Annotated in this window: 13 protein-coding genes; 5 read left to right on the top strand and 8 right to left on the bottom strand. The window is 72.2% G+C overall.

All coding sequences use genetic code 11. From position 1 onward, the window contains the following. Window positions 1-137: 137 nt before the first annotated feature. Both rimK and ACOOHE_RS17675 read left to right on the top strand, forming a co-directional pair. The gene (gene rimK / locus ACOOHE_RS17680; RefSeq protein WP_420455413.1) at window positions 138-1,061 is read left to right on the top strand and encodes a 30S ribosomal protein S6--L-glutamate ligase; all 924 of its coding nucleotides are present in this window, start codon (window positions 138-140) and stop codon (window positions 1,059-1,061) included. 206 nt (window positions 1,062-1,267) lie between these two features. After that, a complete protein-coding gene (locus ACOOHE_RS17675; RefSeq protein WP_420455412.1) occupies window positions 1,268-2,017 on the top strand; it encodes a hypothetical protein in 750 nt (249 codons plus the stop codon). 67 nt (window positions 2,018-2,084) lie between these two features. On the opposite strand, the gene ACOOHE_RS17670 is transcribed toward ACOOHE_RS17675, so the two are convergent. Continuing rightward, window positions 2,085-4,112, bottom strand: a complete 2,028-nt coding sequence (locus tag ACOOHE_RS17670) for a hypothetical protein (protein WP_420455411.1) — start codon at window positions 4,110-4,112, stop codon at window positions 2,085-2,087. A 173-nt stretch (window positions 4,113-4,285) separates the two neighbouring features. On the opposite strand from ACOOHE_RS17670, the gene ACOOHE_RS17665 reads away from it, so the two are divergent. Beyond that, entirely contained in the window at window positions 4,286-5,761 is a 1,476-nt protein-coding gene (locus tag ACOOHE_RS17665) for a TrkH family potassium uptake protein (RefSeq protein WP_420455410.1), read from the top strand. On the opposite strand, the gene ACOOHE_RS17660 is transcribed toward ACOOHE_RS17665, so the two are convergent. The 4 genes from ACOOHE_RS17660 to ACOOHE_RS17645 all read right to left on the bottom strand — a co-directional run bounded on the left by ACOOHE_RS17660 (window position 5,758) and on the right by ACOOHE_RS17645 (window position 10,345). Beyond that, on the bottom strand, window positions 5,758-6,288 hold the full coding sequence (locus tag ACOOHE_RS17660; protein WP_420455409.1) for a HEPN domain-containing protein: 531 nt from the start codon (window positions 6,286-6,288) through the stop codon (window positions 5,758-5,760). The two genes, ACOOHE_RS17665 and ACOOHE_RS17660, sit on opposite strands and share 4 nt — an antisense overlap. Next, on the bottom strand, window positions 6,285-6,632 hold the full coding sequence (locus ACOOHE_RS17655; RefSeq protein WP_420455408.1) for a nucleotidyltransferase family protein: 348 nt from the start codon (window positions 6,630-6,632) through the stop codon (window positions 6,285-6,287). The genes ACOOHE_RS17660 and ACOOHE_RS17655 overlap by 4 nt, the downstream gene beginning before the upstream one ends. Before the next feature lie 30 nt (window positions 6,633-6,662). Further along, entirely contained in the window at window positions 6,663-8,747 is a 2,085-nt protein-coding gene (gene uvrB / locus ACOOHE_RS17650) for an excinuclease ABC subunit UvrB (RefSeq protein ID WP_420455407.1), read from the bottom strand. A gap of 491 nt (window positions 8,748-9,238) precedes the next feature. After that, window positions 9,239-10,345: a pectin acetylesterase-family hydrolase gene (locus tag ACOOHE_RS17645; RefSeq protein ID WP_420455406.1), complete on the bottom strand. Its 1,107-nt coding sequence runs from the start codon at window positions 10,343-10,345 to the stop codon at window positions 9,239-9,241. 205 nt (window positions 10,346-10,550) lie between these two features. Between ACOOHE_RS17645 and ACOOHE_RS17640 the strand changes: the two genes are divergently transcribed. After that, window positions 10,551-12,266 (top strand): McrB family protein, encoded by a 1,716-nt coding sequence (locus tag ACOOHE_RS17640; protein WP_420455405.1) that lies wholly within the window; start codon window positions 10,551-10,553, stop codon window positions 12,264-12,266. A gap of 8 nt (window positions 12,267-12,274) precedes the next feature. Here the strand turns inward: ACOOHE_RS17640 and ACOOHE_RS17635 are convergent, their stop codons facing one another. Further along, window positions 12,275-12,883 (bottom strand): GNAT family N-acetyltransferase, encoded by a 609-nt coding sequence (locus tag ACOOHE_RS17635; protein ID WP_420455404.1) that lies wholly within the window; start codon window positions 12,881-12,883, stop codon window positions 12,275-12,277. 32 nt (window positions 12,884-12,915) lie between these two features. Between ACOOHE_RS17635 and ACOOHE_RS17630 the strand changes: the two genes are divergently transcribed. Then, window positions 12,916-14,505 carry a DUF2357 domain-containing protein gene (locus ACOOHE_RS17630; RefSeq protein WP_420455403.1) on the top strand — a complete coding sequence of 530 codons (1,590 nt, stop codon included), beginning with the start codon at window positions 12,916-12,918 and terminating at the stop codon, window positions 14,503-14,505. On the opposite strand, the gene ACOOHE_RS17625 is transcribed toward ACOOHE_RS17630, so the two are convergent. After that, window positions 14,483-15,427 carry a glycerophosphodiester phosphodiesterase family protein gene (locus tag ACOOHE_RS17625; protein WP_420455402.1) on the bottom strand — a complete coding sequence of 315 codons (945 nt, stop codon included), beginning with the start codon at window positions 15,425-15,427 and terminating at the stop codon, window positions 14,483-14,485. The genes ACOOHE_RS17630 and ACOOHE_RS17625 overlap by 23 nt on opposite strands. Next, on the bottom strand, window positions 15,427-15,849 hold the full coding sequence (locus ACOOHE_RS17620; RefSeq protein ID WP_420455401.1) for a SufE family protein: 423 nt from the start codon (window positions 15,847-15,849) through the stop codon (window positions 15,427-15,429). The genes ACOOHE_RS17625 and ACOOHE_RS17620 overlap by 1 nt, the downstream gene beginning before the upstream one ends. Window positions 15,850-15,857: the final 8 nt, after the last annotated feature.

The following is a 15,857-nucleotide window of genomic DNA, read 5'->3' as shown; positions in this document are numbered from 1 at the left end:
GGGTTCAGCAGGTCTCGCGAGTTCGGCGGGTGTGGCGGGTTGATCCAGACCGCGCACTGCCCGACTCCGGCTCGACCCCGAGCGCCCTCAACCTGCCCGACCCGCCCATCCTGCCAAACCCGCCCAACCCCACCCCTATGCGCCTCGCCATCCTCTCCCGCAATCCCAACCTGTACTCGACCCGCCGCCTCGTCGAGGCGGCCGAGGCCCGGGGCCACGACGTGCAGGTCCTCGACACGTTGCGCTGCACGGCGCACCTGACGGCCAGCGGGCCCGAGGTCCACTACCACGGCGAACGGCTCGATCCGCCCGACGCCATCATCCCGCGCGTCGGCGCGTCGATCACGTTCTACGGGTTGTCCATCGTCCGCCAGTTCGAGGCGATGGGCGTGTGGACGCTCAACGGGGCCGTCGGGATCACGCGCTCGCGCGACAAGCTCCGGGCCCACCAGTTCCTCGCCAAAAAGGGGATCGCCCTCCCGCGCACGGCCTTCGCCCACCAGGCCGACGACGCGGCGGACTTGATCACGTCGGTCGGCGGGCCGCCGGTCATCGTCAAGCTGCTGGAGGGGACGCAGGGCGTCGGCGTGGTCCTGTGCGAGACGAAGAAGGCGGCCGAGAGCGTGATCCAGGCGTTCCGCGGGATGAAGGCGTACCTCTTGGTCCAGGAGTTCATCAAGGAAGCCGGCGGCGCCGACGTCCGCCTGTTCGTCGTCGGCGACCGGGTGGTGGCCGGGATGAAGCGGCAGGGGGCCGAGGGCGAGTTCCGGTCGAACCTCCACCGCGGTGGGAGCGCGAGCACGATCAAGATCAGCCCGGCCGAGCGGAAGACGGCCGTCGCCGCGTGCCGCGCGCTCGGGCTCAAGGTCGGCGGCGTCGACGTGCTCCAGTCCGAGCGCGGGCCGCTCGTGCTCGAGGTCAACTCGTCGCCGGGGCTCGAGGGGATCGAGACGTCGACCGGGAAGGACGTCGCCGGGTCCGTCATCGCGTTCGTCGAGAAGAGCCTGGCGGCGCGGGCGGCGGGCCGGGGGCCCGAGGGATCCGCGCAGGTGGAGGGCTAGCTCGCGGCGGCCATCCGGCCCTCCGGCGCCAGCACCGGCGCGACGAGACACTCAGTCGGGTTGGCCGTGCTCGGTAGGGGCGGGTGGCCATGCGCCCCTGCGGGGGAAAGAGGAAGCCTGTTGACCCGGGTGGTCTCTGCGGTAGTCCGATCTCACCAGGGGGCGGCCGCGCCCCAGACCTATGCTTGGCGCTCTCGCCCTCGTCCATGCCGCTTCCCACCTATCGCCTCGCCCCTCTCGGCGTCTTGCTCCTAGTCACGCTCCCCGCGTGCGATGCCGTCTGGGGCAGCGACCTCACCGTTCGGGGGCAGGTCGTGGACGCCGCCACGGGCAAGCCGGTCGACCCGGGTCCGGCTCTCGTCGCCGTTCAAGGCGCCCAGCTCTTCGGCCCCACCGCCACCGTGCTCAGCGGTGGGGCCACCCCTGAAGGCTGGTTCGACCTGTCCGGCGACGCCGGGTCATACGGGGAGCTCCTCGTCCAGGTCGGCTCGGCCGGTCGCGTCGAGTACCCCGGTACGGCCCCGCCCGACCTGCGAGCGGTCCATTCCCAGCTCTCGTACTTCCCCGTCGACCTCCCGTATCGGTCGGACGTGGGCGTGGTCGAACTGCTCCCGACGTGCCTGACCGTCGGCGCGATCCGGCTCGCCCGCCCGCTGGCCCGGAGTGAACAACTCCGGGTCCGGGTCGCTCCCGTGCCCGAGGCGCCTCCCGATGTGACGCTGCACGCGAACGGGTACACCTACGAGGGGAGCACAGCCGGAGGGGACGCTCCACCGGACTCGCTCTGGCTCCTCGCGGTCGGGGGGCGGCCGGCGCTTCTCGAATGGGAGATCAACGAGTACAACCCGCCTGACGGGGACGGGCAGGGCGTGTTCGCGCGCGGGGCCGTCCCGCTCCCGACGTGCCCGCGCCACGGAGTGCTCCGGTACTCGGCGACGCTGGCGCTCCCGGAGTGATCACGCCCGATCCGGCCCGGCAGGGGCGGATTGCGATGCGCCCCTACCGGCGGGGAGAGGACCCCGCTCAGACGACTCCGGCTGCAGCCTCCATCTGGCCCTCTGGCGCCAGCACCGGCGCGACGACGGCGGCCACGAGCGCGTCGAACACGGCCCTCGTCTCCCAGTGCTCGTTGTGGGCCACCAGCGGCACCCGAGCCGCCGGGTCCTCGACGTCGAGCACGCAGTACGGACACTCCAGCGTGCCGACGCTCTCGTGCAGCCGCGCCAGCTGCTCCCGGACGTCCCCGTCGGCGCCCATGTGCTCGCGGAGGTGGGCCTTCGTGTGGGGCACGTCGTACAGGTCGAGCGCGCTCCCGATGATGTCGCGCGGCGAGTGGACGTTGACCCAGGGGAACGTCCGGTACGCCGTGTCTTGGATGAGCGGCTGGACGGCCGTCGCGAGCGCCTCGCGGACGCGCGACAACGACTGGTTCTGCGACCGGAAGATGTAGGCCGTCTTGTCGAGCGGCGACCCGAACGTGAGCAGCAGCCGGGTCCGCCCCAGCACGTCGACGCCGTCCTCGGCCGCCGCGTCAATCGTGAGCGCCCGGTTGAGCGCGTCGTACGCGACGACCGACCCGAGCGAGTGGCCCACGATGGCCACGTCGTCGTAGGCGAACCCGCCGTCGCGGTCGCGGCTGTGGTAGACGCCGTGGAGCAGCGTCGAGGTGGCCTCGCGGATCGCCTTCCGCAGCTCGGCGAACCGGTCGAGCGTGTGCGACGACACGTAGGCCGCGACGTCGCCGAAGTACTGGACGATCACGCCCCGGATCACGGCCGACACGCCGAACAGCAGGAACCACACGGACAGCCGAAACCACTGCGCGTCGATCACGCCGATGCTCCCCGACGCCAGCGCCTCGGGCATCCGCTCGGCCGTGAGCCCGACGACGACGGCCACCACGACAGCCACGACGGCCGCCGTCAGGGTCAGCCAGAGCGCCGTCTCGCGCCAGCCCGCGAGCGGCCGGCCCTCGTACTCCTCGCCCCGCTCGCGCGCGGCCCGGTACTCCCGCTGGAGCCGCCGCCCGTGCCGGAGCGAGAGCCAACCGCTCACGGTCGCCGCGATCACCAGCAGCCCAGCCGCGATGGCGAGCGGCGTCGCCGGCAGCCACGCCAGCCCGGACGCCCGGAGCAACACCGACAGCGTGAGCAGGCCCGTCGCCAGCGTCGCCACGATCCAGACGACGAGCGCGGCCTGAACCCCTCCCAGGAACACCCGCCGGCCCGGCCCCGGTCGGGGCGCCGCGTAGTCCGCCGTCTTCGCGGCGAGAGCCAGCAACGCGCCGAACACGAGGGTGACGGCGAGGTAGACCGTGACGACCGTCGTCAGCGCCGACGCGAGGTGGCCGCTCGTGTCGGCCCGGCCCTCGGCCAGCACGTCGTAGCCCGCCTCCAGCACGACGGCCCCGATCACGCCGTTGAGCAGGACGAGCGAGCCGAGCACGAGGGCCGTCGTCAGCAGCCCGAGGAACGTCCCGACCTGGACGCCGTGGATCGCGTTGTGGCCGAACATGAACCGCTCCAGCGGCTGCCCGACCCCCTTCCGCAGCCCGTTCCACGCACCCCGGATCAGGAACCGCATCACGTCGCGCAAGGTGACGCGGCCCTCGGTGAGCGGCGCCCAGTACGCCTCGTACAGGTGGACGTGGAGCGGCGTGTCGGCGCCGTCGAGCTGGACGCCGAGCTCAAGCCGCTGCGTGCGGACGGTGCCGAGCGGGGCCGTCCGCGCAGTGACCGTGATGTCGGTGACGGCACGGCCGTCGAACGTCCACCGGTGGAGCGCTCGTTCGAGCCCGTTGGCGGCCATGTCGAGCGTGGCAAACGGGAGCTGCTGCCCCATCCCGTGCGTGACGAAGACGGCGATCGGCTTTGGCGTCTCGGCGGTTTCTCTCGCGGCGGGCTCCGAGACGTCCTCGGTCGGCGGAGCCCCATTGGAAGCTGGCAGGACCGGCCCGGCCGTTTGATCCAAGACAGGCTGGGCCTCGGGGTACGGCGCCGTCGCCGGCTCGTCGACGCGGAGGGCGGTGGCCGATTGGACGCGGATCTGCATGGCGAGGAGGGAGATGTTCAGGAAAAGACCTGGGAGAGAACCGCCGCCTACTATGGAGATACGATTTTTCCACCATTCTCGGGTCACCTCGGCGCCGGCCGGCCAGATTGGGGCTTTACGGTGGGACGCCCAACCGGTAGACGTGGCTAGGTTGCCGCTCCCCGAGCGCCCTGATGAGCCCGCAGACGAAGTCGGTCCTCCACGATCTCGGGGGCATCCTGTACGCGCCGGGCCTGATCGCGCTCAGCACCATCGTGGTGGCCCTCGTTGCCGGCGAGCACGACCTCGTTCCCGAGCTCGGGGTCACAGCCGCGTTGAGCCTGGGCACCGGCTGGGGCCTCCGCCGCCTGTGCCGCGTCGACGAGCCCGACCTCCGGTCGCCGTTGGAGGCGGTGACGGTCGCGGTGGCCTGGATCGCGTGCGCCGTCTTGGCCGCGATCCCGCTCTACCTCGCCGCCCACGACGCGCCCGTCACGGACACGCTCGCGGTGTTCCGGGACCCATGGAACGCCCTCTTCGAGTCCATGTCGGCGCTCACGAGCACGGGCCTCTCGATGGCCCCGGACCCCAGCGCGCTCCCCCGAGCCCTCCAGTGGTGGCGGACGGTGCTGGAATGGGTCGGCGGGATGGGCGTGGTGATCCTGGCGCTCACGTTCCTCGAGTCCTACGCGGCCCACGACGACTTGCTGGCGGGCGAGATCAACGTGGCCGAGTTCGCCGAGCAGGCCGAACACCCGGCCCGGCGCTTGTGGACCGTCTACTCCGTGCTGAGCGTGGTCTGCATCGGGGGCTTCTGGGCCGCGGGAATGCCGCTTTGGGAGGCGGTCAACCACGGGCTGGCCGGGATCGCGACGGGCGGGTTCACCGTCACCTCGGACGGGTTCCAAAGCTACGGCCCCGCGATCAAGGCGGTCGGGATCGGGGTCATGGTGCTGGGCGGAATGGACTTCGCGCTCCACGCCCGCATTGCGTTCGAGCAGGACTGGTTCTGCTTCGCCAAAGACGCCCAGACGCGCGGGCTGATGATCGGCCTGGTCGGAGGCGGCCTGCTGCTGGTCGGCGTGACGACGCTCCAGGACGACGGCGGGACCGCGCTCGACGCCGCGTTCCTGTGGGCGAGCGCGCTCGCCACGTGCGGGTTCTCGTCGGTCGACCTCCCGTCGTGGTCGCCGGCCGCCCTGTTCCTCCTGACCGCCGCGATGTTCGTCGGCGCCGCGGCGGGCTCGACCGGCGGCGGGCTCAAGATCCGGCGCGTGGCCGTCCTGCTGAAGACGGTCGTCTGGCAGGTCCGCAAACGCGACGACCTCCGCGAGCGGCGCTACCTCTACGAGGGCGAGGCCCTCGACGACAGCAAGGCGTTCGAGTTGGTCCGGCAGGCCGCCACGCTGGCCGTGGCCTTCATGGTCTCGCTCGTCATCGGCACGCTGGCCCTCATGCTGACCGTCGACGGCCGATCCGGGCTGGACCTCCTGTTCGAGGCCGCGTCGGCGCTCGGGGCCGTCGGCTTGTCGTCGGACGTGACGGGGCCGGACCTGGCGGCGACGCCCAAGGCGGTCCTCATCACACTGATGTGGCTGGGCCGCCTCGAGGTGATGGCCGCGCTGATGATCGTGGTGGCCGCCCTCGACCGCTTCCGCTCGGACGGTTAGGCGGCGAGATCGGCCTCGATCTGGGCGATGGAGTCCCGGAGCTCGGCGGCCTTCTCGAACTCCAAGTTCTCCGCCGCCGCCTCCATCTCGCGCGTCAGCTGGGCCACCAAGTCCCGCTTCTGGTCGTCGGTGAGGCCTGGTGGCACGGTCGGCACAGGCGGTGCCCCCAGGACCGTGGCGACGGCAGCGACAAACCGGTCTGCGGCTCCGACGAGAACTGCGATGTCCGCAGGCGAGAAGCGCTCGCCGTCGTCGTAGTCCGCTTCCATCCGGGCGTCGGCGAGGCGTCGGAGCGCCCGGCCCGTCGTGACGTCAACGTCGCCTGTGCGAACCAGGAGCCGGCTGAACTCGACGGCGACGCCGCGATGGGTCGACGGCTCCGAGCCCCGGTTGGCCAGGGCCGCTCGGGCCGCGTAGAAGGCGGCGAAGTACGCTCTGGAGACGGCGTCCCGTGAGAAGCCGAGGGCCGCCAGCACCCGTGCGGCGGCGAGCGTGACCCGAGCCTGATGGAGGGGGCCCCGGCTCACGCTGGGATCCCCTCTCTCCGGACGACCCGGAGAAACGAGCTGTCAGCGGCCTCGAACTCCGTGACCGACCGGGCAAGAAGCGACAGCATCTCGCCCGCTTCCATTTCCAGGTCGTAGGAGAGGTCCACGAGCCGGTCGATCTCGGTCAGCGCGTGGACCTCGCCGTGGAGGAGCACGAGCAGGTCGACGTCTGAGCCCGGGCCCGCCTCGCCCCGAGCGTAGGACCCGAACAGGCGGAGCCCGGCAAAGCGGTCGCCGTAGGCCGTCTCCAACCGGCGCTTGAGCCGGCGGACGAGCGGGAGGATGTCATCGGGGCCACGCCCCGCAGGCGGGATCTGCGACATGGCCGCAAGGTAGGGCCGTAAGGGAGGGACTCACGCGGCGAGGTCGGCCTCGATCTGGGCGATGGAGTCCCGGAGCTCGGCGGCCTTCTCGAACTCCAAGTTCTCCGCCGCCGCCTCCATCTCGCGCGTCAGCTGGGCCACCAAGTCCTTCTTCTGGTCGTCCGTGAGGTACTTCACCACGGGGTCGGCCACCTTCGGGAGCTGGTCGGGGCCGGCGTAGTAGGTCACGGCCTGCTTGGCCCGGCGCTCGTCCTGCTCCGCCTTGTGGTCGGCGATGGCCGTCCCGCTGCGGACCTCGTCGATCGACTTGGTGACGGTCGTCGGTGTGATCCCGTGCTCCAGGTTGTAGGCCCGCTGGATCTCGCGGCGGCGCTCGGTCTCGTCCATCATCCGCGCCATCGAGTCCGTCACCCGGTCGGCGTAGAGAACGACGAGCGAGTCGGCGTTGCGAGCGGCGCGGCCGGCCGTCTGGATGAGCGAGCGCTCGGACCGGAGGAACCCCTCCTTGTCCGCGTCCAAGATGGCGACCAGGTTGACCTCGGGGAGGTCGAGCCCTTCGCGCAACAGGTTGATCCCAACGAGGACGTCGAACGCGCCGAGCCGCAGGTCGCGCAGGATGTCGACCCGCTCGAGCGCGTCGATGTCGGAGTGGAGGTAGCGGACGCGGACGCCGAAGCTGTCAAGGTAGTCGGTCAGGTCCTCGGCCATCCGCTTGGTCAGCGTCGTGACCAGCACGCGCCCGCCGGCCTTGACGCGGTCGCGGATCTCGCCGAGGAGGTCGTCGATCTGGCCTTCGACCGGGCGGACCTCGACGACCGGGTCGAGCACGCCAGTCGGCCGGATAATCTGCTCGACCACGACGCCGCCCGACATTTCGAGCTCGTAGTCGGCCGGCGTCGCCGTGACGAAAGTCACGTTGTGGTGGAAGGTCTCGAACTCCTCGAACGTCAGCGGCCGGTTGTCCATCGCGGACGGGAGCCGGAACCCGTGCTCGACCAGGTTCAGCTTGCGCGCGCGGTCGCCGTTGTACATCCCCCGGACCTGGGGGACGGTCACGTGGCTCTCGTCGATGACCATCTGCCAGTCGTCGCCGTGGTTCTTCTGGAAGTAGTCGAGGAGGCAGTGGGGCCGGCTGCCGGGCTCGCGGCCGTCCATGTGGCGGCTGTAGTTCTCGATCCCCGAGCAGTACCCGATCTCCTTGATCATCTCGATGTCGAACAGGGTCCGCTGCTCGATCCGCTGGGCGGCGACCAGGTTGCCCTCGTTGCGCAGGATCGCCAGCCGCCACCGGAGCTCCTCCTCGATGCCGGCGATGGCCCGGTCCACCTGGTCCTTCGGCGTCACGAAGTGCTTGGCCGGGTAGATCGTCAGCGTGTCCTGCTCCAGGACCAGTTCGTCGCCGGTGACCGGGTTGATCCGGGCGATCCGCTCGACCTCGTCGCCCCAGAACACGATCCGGTAGGCTTGGTCCTCGAAGTAGGCCGGGAACACCTCGACCACGTCGCCCCGCACGCGGAACGTGCCGGGTGAGAAGTCCACGTCGTTCCGGTTGTAGAACACGTGGACCAGCTTCATCAGCAGCTCGTCGCGGTCCGTCTCCTGGCCGGGCGTGACCTGGACGAGCTGCTTTTTGTACTCGTCCGGGTTGCCCAGCCCGTAGATGCACGAGACCGATGCCACGATCACGACGTCCTTTCGACCACTCACGAGGGCCGAGGTCGCGCGCAACCGGAGCCGGTCGATCTCCTCGTTGATCGCCATGTCCTTCTCGATGTACGTGTCGGACGAGACGATGTAGGCCTCGGGCTGGTAGTAGTCGTAGTACGAGATGAAGAACTCGACGGCGTTGTTCGGGAAGAACTGCCGGAACTCGGCGTAGAGCTGGGCCGCCAGCGTCTTGTTGTGCGAGATCACCAGCGTCGGCTTGCCCACGTTCTTGATGACGTTGGCCATGGTGAACGTCTTGCCCGTGCCCGTCGCCCCCAACAGCGTCTGGTACGGGTCGCCCCGGAACAGGCCCTCGGTCAGTTCGCCGATGGCCCGGGGCTGGTCGCCCATCGGCTGGAACGCCGTCGAGAGCTGGAAGGGCGAGTCGATGCGCTGGATCGTGGCCATCAGGGTGTCGCGGTGGGGCAGCCGGGGAACGTCGGGAGCGCGGGCGACAACGGTGTGTCAGGGTGCGGGTTCGGGGAGGCCAGGCTCCGCATCAGTCGGCGAACCCCCAACGTCGCCTCGAGCTCGGCTACCGTCATGCCGAAGCGGGCCGCCCCAACGCCTCACCCGGCACGACGGCCTCGCCCGGAGACGGCGCGGCCGACGTGGGAGGAGGAGGCCGCTCGGCAGCGGCCTCGGGGGGAGGTGCGGCCGTCGCACCTCCCGGGGCGTCTTCGGACGATTCGAGGCGGCAACCAGCCAGGGCCACGAGGAGCAGAACGGAGGAAAGGTGACGCATGGCGTCCGGGGACAGCCGGGCCTCCGAAGGGGGGCGACGGACCATGACCGGTGTACCGACGGAGGCGGCCTCGGTTCGCCGGGCGGTCGCCCCAAGCGACTCGCGCCCCGCCACAGGCCGTGGCGGGGCGCGACGGCGCCAGCGGGTGTATGGACTAGCGGGCTGCCAGCGGAACGCGCGCGGCGGCGCCCGGGTCGACGGCGGTTGGCCTCCCGTCCAGAATGTCGCCGAGCCAGTCGCTGTACGCCACGCCGGCCGAGGTCCCGTTGTAGCGGCTCGGGACGAGCAGGAACGTGTGGGCGTCGCCCTCGGCGTAGTAGGTGGCCCAGTTGGCCGAGAGCCGGCCCCGGAGGTCGCGCAAGCTCGCCGCGAACTCCTCGTCCGTGATCTCGTCGCCGGGCGCCTGCCCGAAGCCGAAGAAGCCCTGGAACACGTCGTCGCCGAGGTAGCTGGAGAAGCCGAACGTCGCGTCCGGGTACGTGTCCGCGTAGTAGGTGTAGATGCCCTGGAACCCATCCGGCCCGAACAGCTGAGGCGCCTCCGAGAGCGTCGCCGATGCGTTGTAGAGCTGGACCACCTGGGTGACGAACGGCGGGCTCAGCACGTTGTCGGCGTAGACGACCGGGCCCGAGTCGTCGACCATGAAGAGGTCGGAGTCGGAGAAGGTCCGGGCCGTCGCGCCGAAGTTGAACAGGACGCCCAGGCCGCCCGCGCTCGACCCGGCCAGGAGCACCTTGTCCGGCGTGTCGAGCCCGTCGGCCAGGAGCGCCAGCGCGCGCTTGACGTTGCCGTGCCCGACAAACTGCTGCGTTCCCTCCACGCCGGCGGCTTGGAGGAACGAGTTGTTCGGGGAGCTCCCCGCGTGGACGTCGCCCGTGCAGTACGGGACGTAGACCATGTTGTAGTCGCCGACGGGGTTGTCCGCGCCGGTGCTGAACAGGCCCGCGTCGCCGACTCGGGCCACGGTCGTGTTGAAGTCGGCCTCGGAGAAGCTCCGCGGGTTGGTGGCGCAGGTGAGCGCGTTGAAGCAGGCGCCGCCCCCTTCGAGGTAGATCACCAGGTCGTCGGCGCCCTCCTGGAGGCGGAGGCCGATCCCGGTCGGGGACCCGTCGCGGCACTGGCTACCCTCGACGTCGATGAACGTCCACTGGCCGACGTTGGCCTGGGCCTCGGCGAGCGGGCCGTCGGGCTCGGACGAGTCGCAGGCGGGGAGGACGAGGAGGAGGCCCGCCAAGGCGGCGAGCGAGCGGAATCGGGACATCAGGGAGTCAATGGAAGCGGTCTCGGAAGCTATCTCTGCGGAGAACAGTGTTAACAGGAAATGTCCGTGCCCTCCCGACGGCACGGCTCACTGCGGGCGCGACTGGGCCGGGATCGCTCGTCAGGACCTCGGACGTGATCCGGCGACCGTCCCGTGGCGTCGGCTCGAACCTGTCCCGAGCTTGGCCGTCTGCCGTCTTCCCCCCGTGTCCGCCGTGGCCTACTGGCTCTGGTCCCTCCCGCCCGACGTGTTCCCCGCCGCCGTCCGCGCGGGGACGTTCGCGCTCTGGCGGCAGGGGCGGCGGCGGCTCTCGGAGGTCCGCGCGGGAGACCGGATCGTGGCGTACCTCTCGGGCTACCAGGCGTTCGCGGGATTGTTCGAGGCCGTCGGCGCGCCGTTCGAGGACGCGACGGCGCTGGCGCCGGGCCGGCACCTCCCGCACCGGCTCCGCGTCCGCCCGCTCGCCGTGCTCCCCGACGAGCTGTGGGTCTCGAGCGACCGCGTCGCCGACGACCTCCGCGTGCTCGACGAGTACCCGGACGTCCCGCGCGAGTCCCGCTTCCGGCGCGTCGTGCAGCAGGTGCTCCACCCGCTCCCGGCCATCGACGGGAAGGTGCTCGAGTTCGTCGTCCAGGCCCGCCTGGGCGTCGACCCCGAAGCGCTGATGGAGGCCGTCGAGGCGGTCCGGGATGCGCGGCGCCACGTCGGCACGCCGACCGCCCCATCCGCTCGCGCGGCGGAGCCCACCGTGGGCTACGTCGCACCGGCCTCGTTCGACCGCTCGGCCGCGATGGAGCGGTTGGTCGAGGCTATTGCGGCTCGCGGGTTCCGGTTCGAGCCGTGGGAAGTCGCGGCCTACGTGACGGCCCTCCGCACCAAGCCGTTCGTGCTGCTGGCCGGCGTGACGGGCGTCGGCAAGAGCCGGCTGCCGGTCCTCGTCGCGGATGCGACGGGGGGGCGGGCCACCGTGCTCCCCGTCCGCCCCGACTGGACCGACCCGGCTGAGACCCTGGGGTACACCGACCTTTCCGGCCACTTCCGCCCGGGAGCGCTCCTCCGCGCTGCCCGCGCCGCGGGCGACGACCCGGAGCGGTTCCACACCTTGGTGCTGGACGAGATGAACCTGGGTCGGCCGGAGCACTACCTCGCCGAGGTGCTCAGCCGGATGGAGGCTCGTGCTCCCGCACCGGGCGGCTACGAGAGTCCGCCCCTCGTGACGGAGACCTTGGCGTCCGGCGAGGCCGCGTGGCAGGCCGTCCGACTGCCCCCGTCGCTGGGGATCGTCGGGACCGTCAACGTGGACGAGAGCGCCTATGCGTTCAGCCGGAAGGTGCTCGACCGGGCGTTCGTGCTCGAGCTGGCCGCGCGCGACCTCGACGATTGGCAGACGGCGCCCGGCGAGCTCGAGGCCGAGCGGTGGCCCGTCGCTGCGTGGGCTCCCCGGGCCGTCCGGCTCGGCGAAGCTGTCGATCTGACCGCTGACGAACGCGCAGTGGTCGACCGGGCCGTTGCCGCCGTCGTCGGAGCGAGCGGGTGTCTCGGCCCCGCAGGGTTGGGCGTCGGCTACCGGGCGCGCGACGAGGCCGCGCTGTTCGCCCTCCATGCGTCCGAGACGCCGACCGCCTTCCGGACGGCAGACGGCGAGCCAGTGGACCCGGTCGACCTCGCGCTGGCGATGAAGCTGGTCCCGAGGATCGACGGGGCCCGCGCGCCGGCTCGGGCTGCCGTTTATGCGCTGCTCGGGTGGGCGGTCTACGGCCGCGCGACCGACGCCCGGAGCACCCAGTCCCTCCTCGACGAGTGGGAGACCGACGGGCGACCGTCGGCCCTCACTGGCGCTCAGTTCCCCCGGACGGCCGCGCGTCTCGCCCGGATCGCTGAGGGCGCGCTCGACGACGGCGTCGCCTCGTTCTGGGCGTGACCCGCCCCTCAGGCGCTAGCCCCGTCCAGCCCGTCGAGGGCCTCTCGGATCTGCTGGACCACCTCAACGAACTCGGCGGCCGACGAGCTAGCGTCCGGGTCGACGGGGAGCACGAGGTCGAAGGTGAGGTCGTGGCCGTCGTCCGCGACGACGGCACCGAGGCGGAGGAGCCAGGCGGCCATCCGCTCGTTCTCGCGCCCGACGACCCCCCGCAGCGTGTCGACGTCTACCGTGGGGGCGACGACCGCCAGGACCGCCAGCAGCAACTGCCCGACGCCGTGGCCCTGGACCGTGTCGAGGACGGTGAGCGAGAACTCGGCCACGCTCTCCCCGCTCCCCAAGCGGACGAACCGGCCGACGCCGAAGCCGGGAGCGGACGGATCGACGAGGTCGAGGGCCACCCAGGCTACGTGGTCGCGCCCGTCGACCTCGGTGAGGTAGCGGAGGTGGGCGTCGCTCAGGGACGAGACCGAGCCGAGGAACCGGAGCCGCCGCGAGGTCGGTGAGAGCGCGTCGAAGCCGGCCGCCAGCCGGTCACGGTCGGCCGGCTCGATGGGGCGGAGCGCCACCGGGTGACCGTTGCGGAGCGTTAGTCGGAGGACGGGCGGGTCGGGCACGTCGGGGCGGGGGGCGTGCGGTAGCATACGATGTGCAGACGCTGTTCACCGTCGAGAGCCCCGGGGTGCGCCTGACCTGGAGCGGCCCCGCCGCCACCCGGCCGGGCGCGGCCCCGTTCGCCCTGATCCCGGGGGCTGAAATCCCTCGTCTCGTCAGCTCCTCGGACGGCGTGTGGTTCGAGGAGGAGACGTCGTACCTCGTCCTCCTCCAGAGTCTCGACGGGGCGCCGGTCGCCTTGGTCCACCGAGACCCCGTGGTCGTTGGAGCGCTCGCGTCGGCCGATGGGCAGCGCGTGCTCCACGGTCGCGTTCGGCTGGGATCGCAGGCGGGGCGAATCCGGTTCGCGATCCGTCACGGGAGCACCGTGTCATTCGAATTCGGAACGGACGTGCTCCCCAGCAAGCTGACGGCCGACGAGGTCACCAAGATGCGGGCAGAGATCGAGGCGACGGCAGCGGGCTTGTCCGTCACGCCCCTCCGCCCCACGGTGATCGGGGTGTCGCTCGGCGACGCCCGCCCCTCGCCTCCAGTCTGGCTCGCCGCGCTCCGCCAAGCGGCCGACGGACTGGCCGACGCGGTCCGCGAGATCGAGCGGCGCCCGGTCCTGGACGTGACCCGAATCGCCGAAGAGAGGCGCGCAGGGCAGATCCGACGGCCCACGGCGGAGACACGGCTCGCCGCCCGTCGCCGCGGCATCCACGTCCCGACGCTGCCCGCTCGCCCCGCCGCGCTGACAGCCGACACGCCGGCCCACCGGTGGCTGGCGGCCCGGCTCGATGCGGTCGCCGGACGGCTGGCAACCCTCGCTCGGGAGGAGGGGGCACGCCGCACGAGTCGCCGTCGGGACGCCGTGGTCGACGAGGTCCGAGACCTTCAGGACCGGTTGGAGGCGACTCGGAGTCGGCCGGTGTTTGGGTCTGTCGGAGCAAGGGCGCCGGCCGCCCCGCCGCTCGTGCTCCGGCGGGCCGCCGCCTACGCCGCCGCCTTCGACGCGCTGCGCCGTCTCGACCAGGGGCTCGACCTCCGCGCGGGGAGCCTCGACGTGTCGACGCAGGACCTCGCCGTGCTGTACGAGACGTGGGCCGCGCTCGCCGTCGTCCGCGTCGTGGCCGGGGCGCTCGGCGTGCCGGCGCCGGCACGCCCGTTCGGCGTCGACACCGTCGGGGCCGACGTCCGGCTGCGGCGGGGGCGCGCGCACGCCGTTCGGCTGACGGCGCGGGGCGTCGAGGTCGAGGTGGTCTACACGCCCCGGTTCCCCGCGCCCCCGGCGCTCTTGGCCCAGCGCCCCGACCTGCTGCTCACCGTCCGCCGAGGGAGCGACGTCCGGCGAGTCGTCCTGGACGCGAAGTACCGCCGCGACGACTCCGCCGGCTACCGCCGTCGGCACGGGGCGGCCGGGCCGCCCGAGGACGCGCTCGGGACGCTCCACCGGTACCGCGACGCCATCGTCCAGGGCCCGCCCGTTGCTCAGGCCGCCGCCCTTTTCCCTGGCACCCCGGACGATGCGTTCTATCGGTCCCGTCTATGGACAAGCCTCGACGCGCTGGGCGTCGGCGCGGTCCCGCTGCGGCCGGGCGCCGAGGGCGCGCTGGCGGCGTTCATCGCCGGGCTCGTCGGGTGAGGGAGGCGGCCCGGGCGGCGAGAGCGGCGAGCGGCACCTCGTCGGTCGAGATCACGTCGGCGCCCGTCGCTAAGATCGCGTCGTAGGGCTCGGGGGAGGCGGCAAGGTGGGCCGCGCCGTCGATGGCGCCGAACGCGCCGGCCTGGGCCCGGATGCCGGCGGCGTGGAGCCGGACCACGACCGCCGGGTCGGGCACGCCGACGCCGGTCCAGGCGATCACGCGGCTCGGGTCGACCGGCGCCGCCAGCAGCGCGTCGACGTCGGCCGGGGTCTCGGTGGTGGCCGAGACGACGAGGTCGGGCGCGAGGGCCGCCAGCCGCTGGTGGTCCGCGAGCGAGTACGTGATGACGGCGACGCGGTCGGCGGCGCCGGCCTGCCGGACGGCCGTGACGAGGTCCGGGTACGGCACGTCGCGCTTGACGTCGAGGAGCAGGACGGCGCGGCCGTCGGCCCAGGCGAGGGCTTCGGCGAGCGTCGGCACGCGGAAGGGCGTGACGACGCCGGCCTCGGTGACCAGCCGCACACGGCGGAGATCGGCGAACGAGGTCGCGTCGACGCGGCCGGTGCCCGTCGTGGTCCGGTCGAGCGTCTCGTCGTGCATCAGGACGAGGACGCCGTCGGCCGTCCGCCGGACGTCGGTCTCGACGAGCGCCGGCGCGTGGTTGAGCGCGTACTCGAACGTCTCGATGGCGTTCTCGGGCAGGCCCGGGACCGGCCCCCCGCGGTGCGCGCTGATGAGGACGGGCGCGCCCTCGGTCCAGCGGAGCGCCGCCGCGAGCGCGTCGGCCGTGGCGTAGTCCCGGTAGTGGACCGACGAGACGGGGACGGCGACGCGGTCGGCCGGACGCTCGTCGAGGCCCAGCGTCCGGGGCGAGCCACACGCGCCGACCGCGACGGCGAGCAGGAGGAGAAGGCGGCGCATCAAGACGCGGCCTGGGCGACGCCGTACTTGAGCCGGGCCAGGACGCCCGCGAACCCGCGCTGGCGCTGGGGCCCGAGCAGCCCGGCCACGCCGAGCCGCTGCAACAGGTCGTCCGGGATGGCGGCGACCTCGTCGGGCGTGGCCCCGTCGTAGGCGTCGATCAGGATGCCGACGAGCGCCCGCTGGGTCGGCGCGTGGCCGGGGATGTCGGCCCAGAGGTGGACGGCGCCGTCGGCGACCTCGGGGAAAAAGTAGACCTCGGCCTGGCACTCGTGGACGCGGCCGAGCCCGGCCTCGCGCGCGGCGCGGTAGCGCTCGGGGAGCGGTGGGAACTGGCGGGCGTGGTCGAGCAGCAGCTCGACCTGGAGGTCGCGCGGGACCGACGCCAGTTCGTCGGCGATCTCCTGGAGGCGGGCGTTCATCAGCGGGT

The organism is Rubrivirga sp. (assembly GCF_965213695.1).
Lineage (GTDB): Bacteria > Bacteroidota > Rhodothermia > Rhodothermales > Rubricoccaceae > Rubrivirga.
The sequence above is the reverse complement of the archived record's forward strand: the minus strand, read 5'-3'. Positions and strand labels throughout refer to the sequence as shown.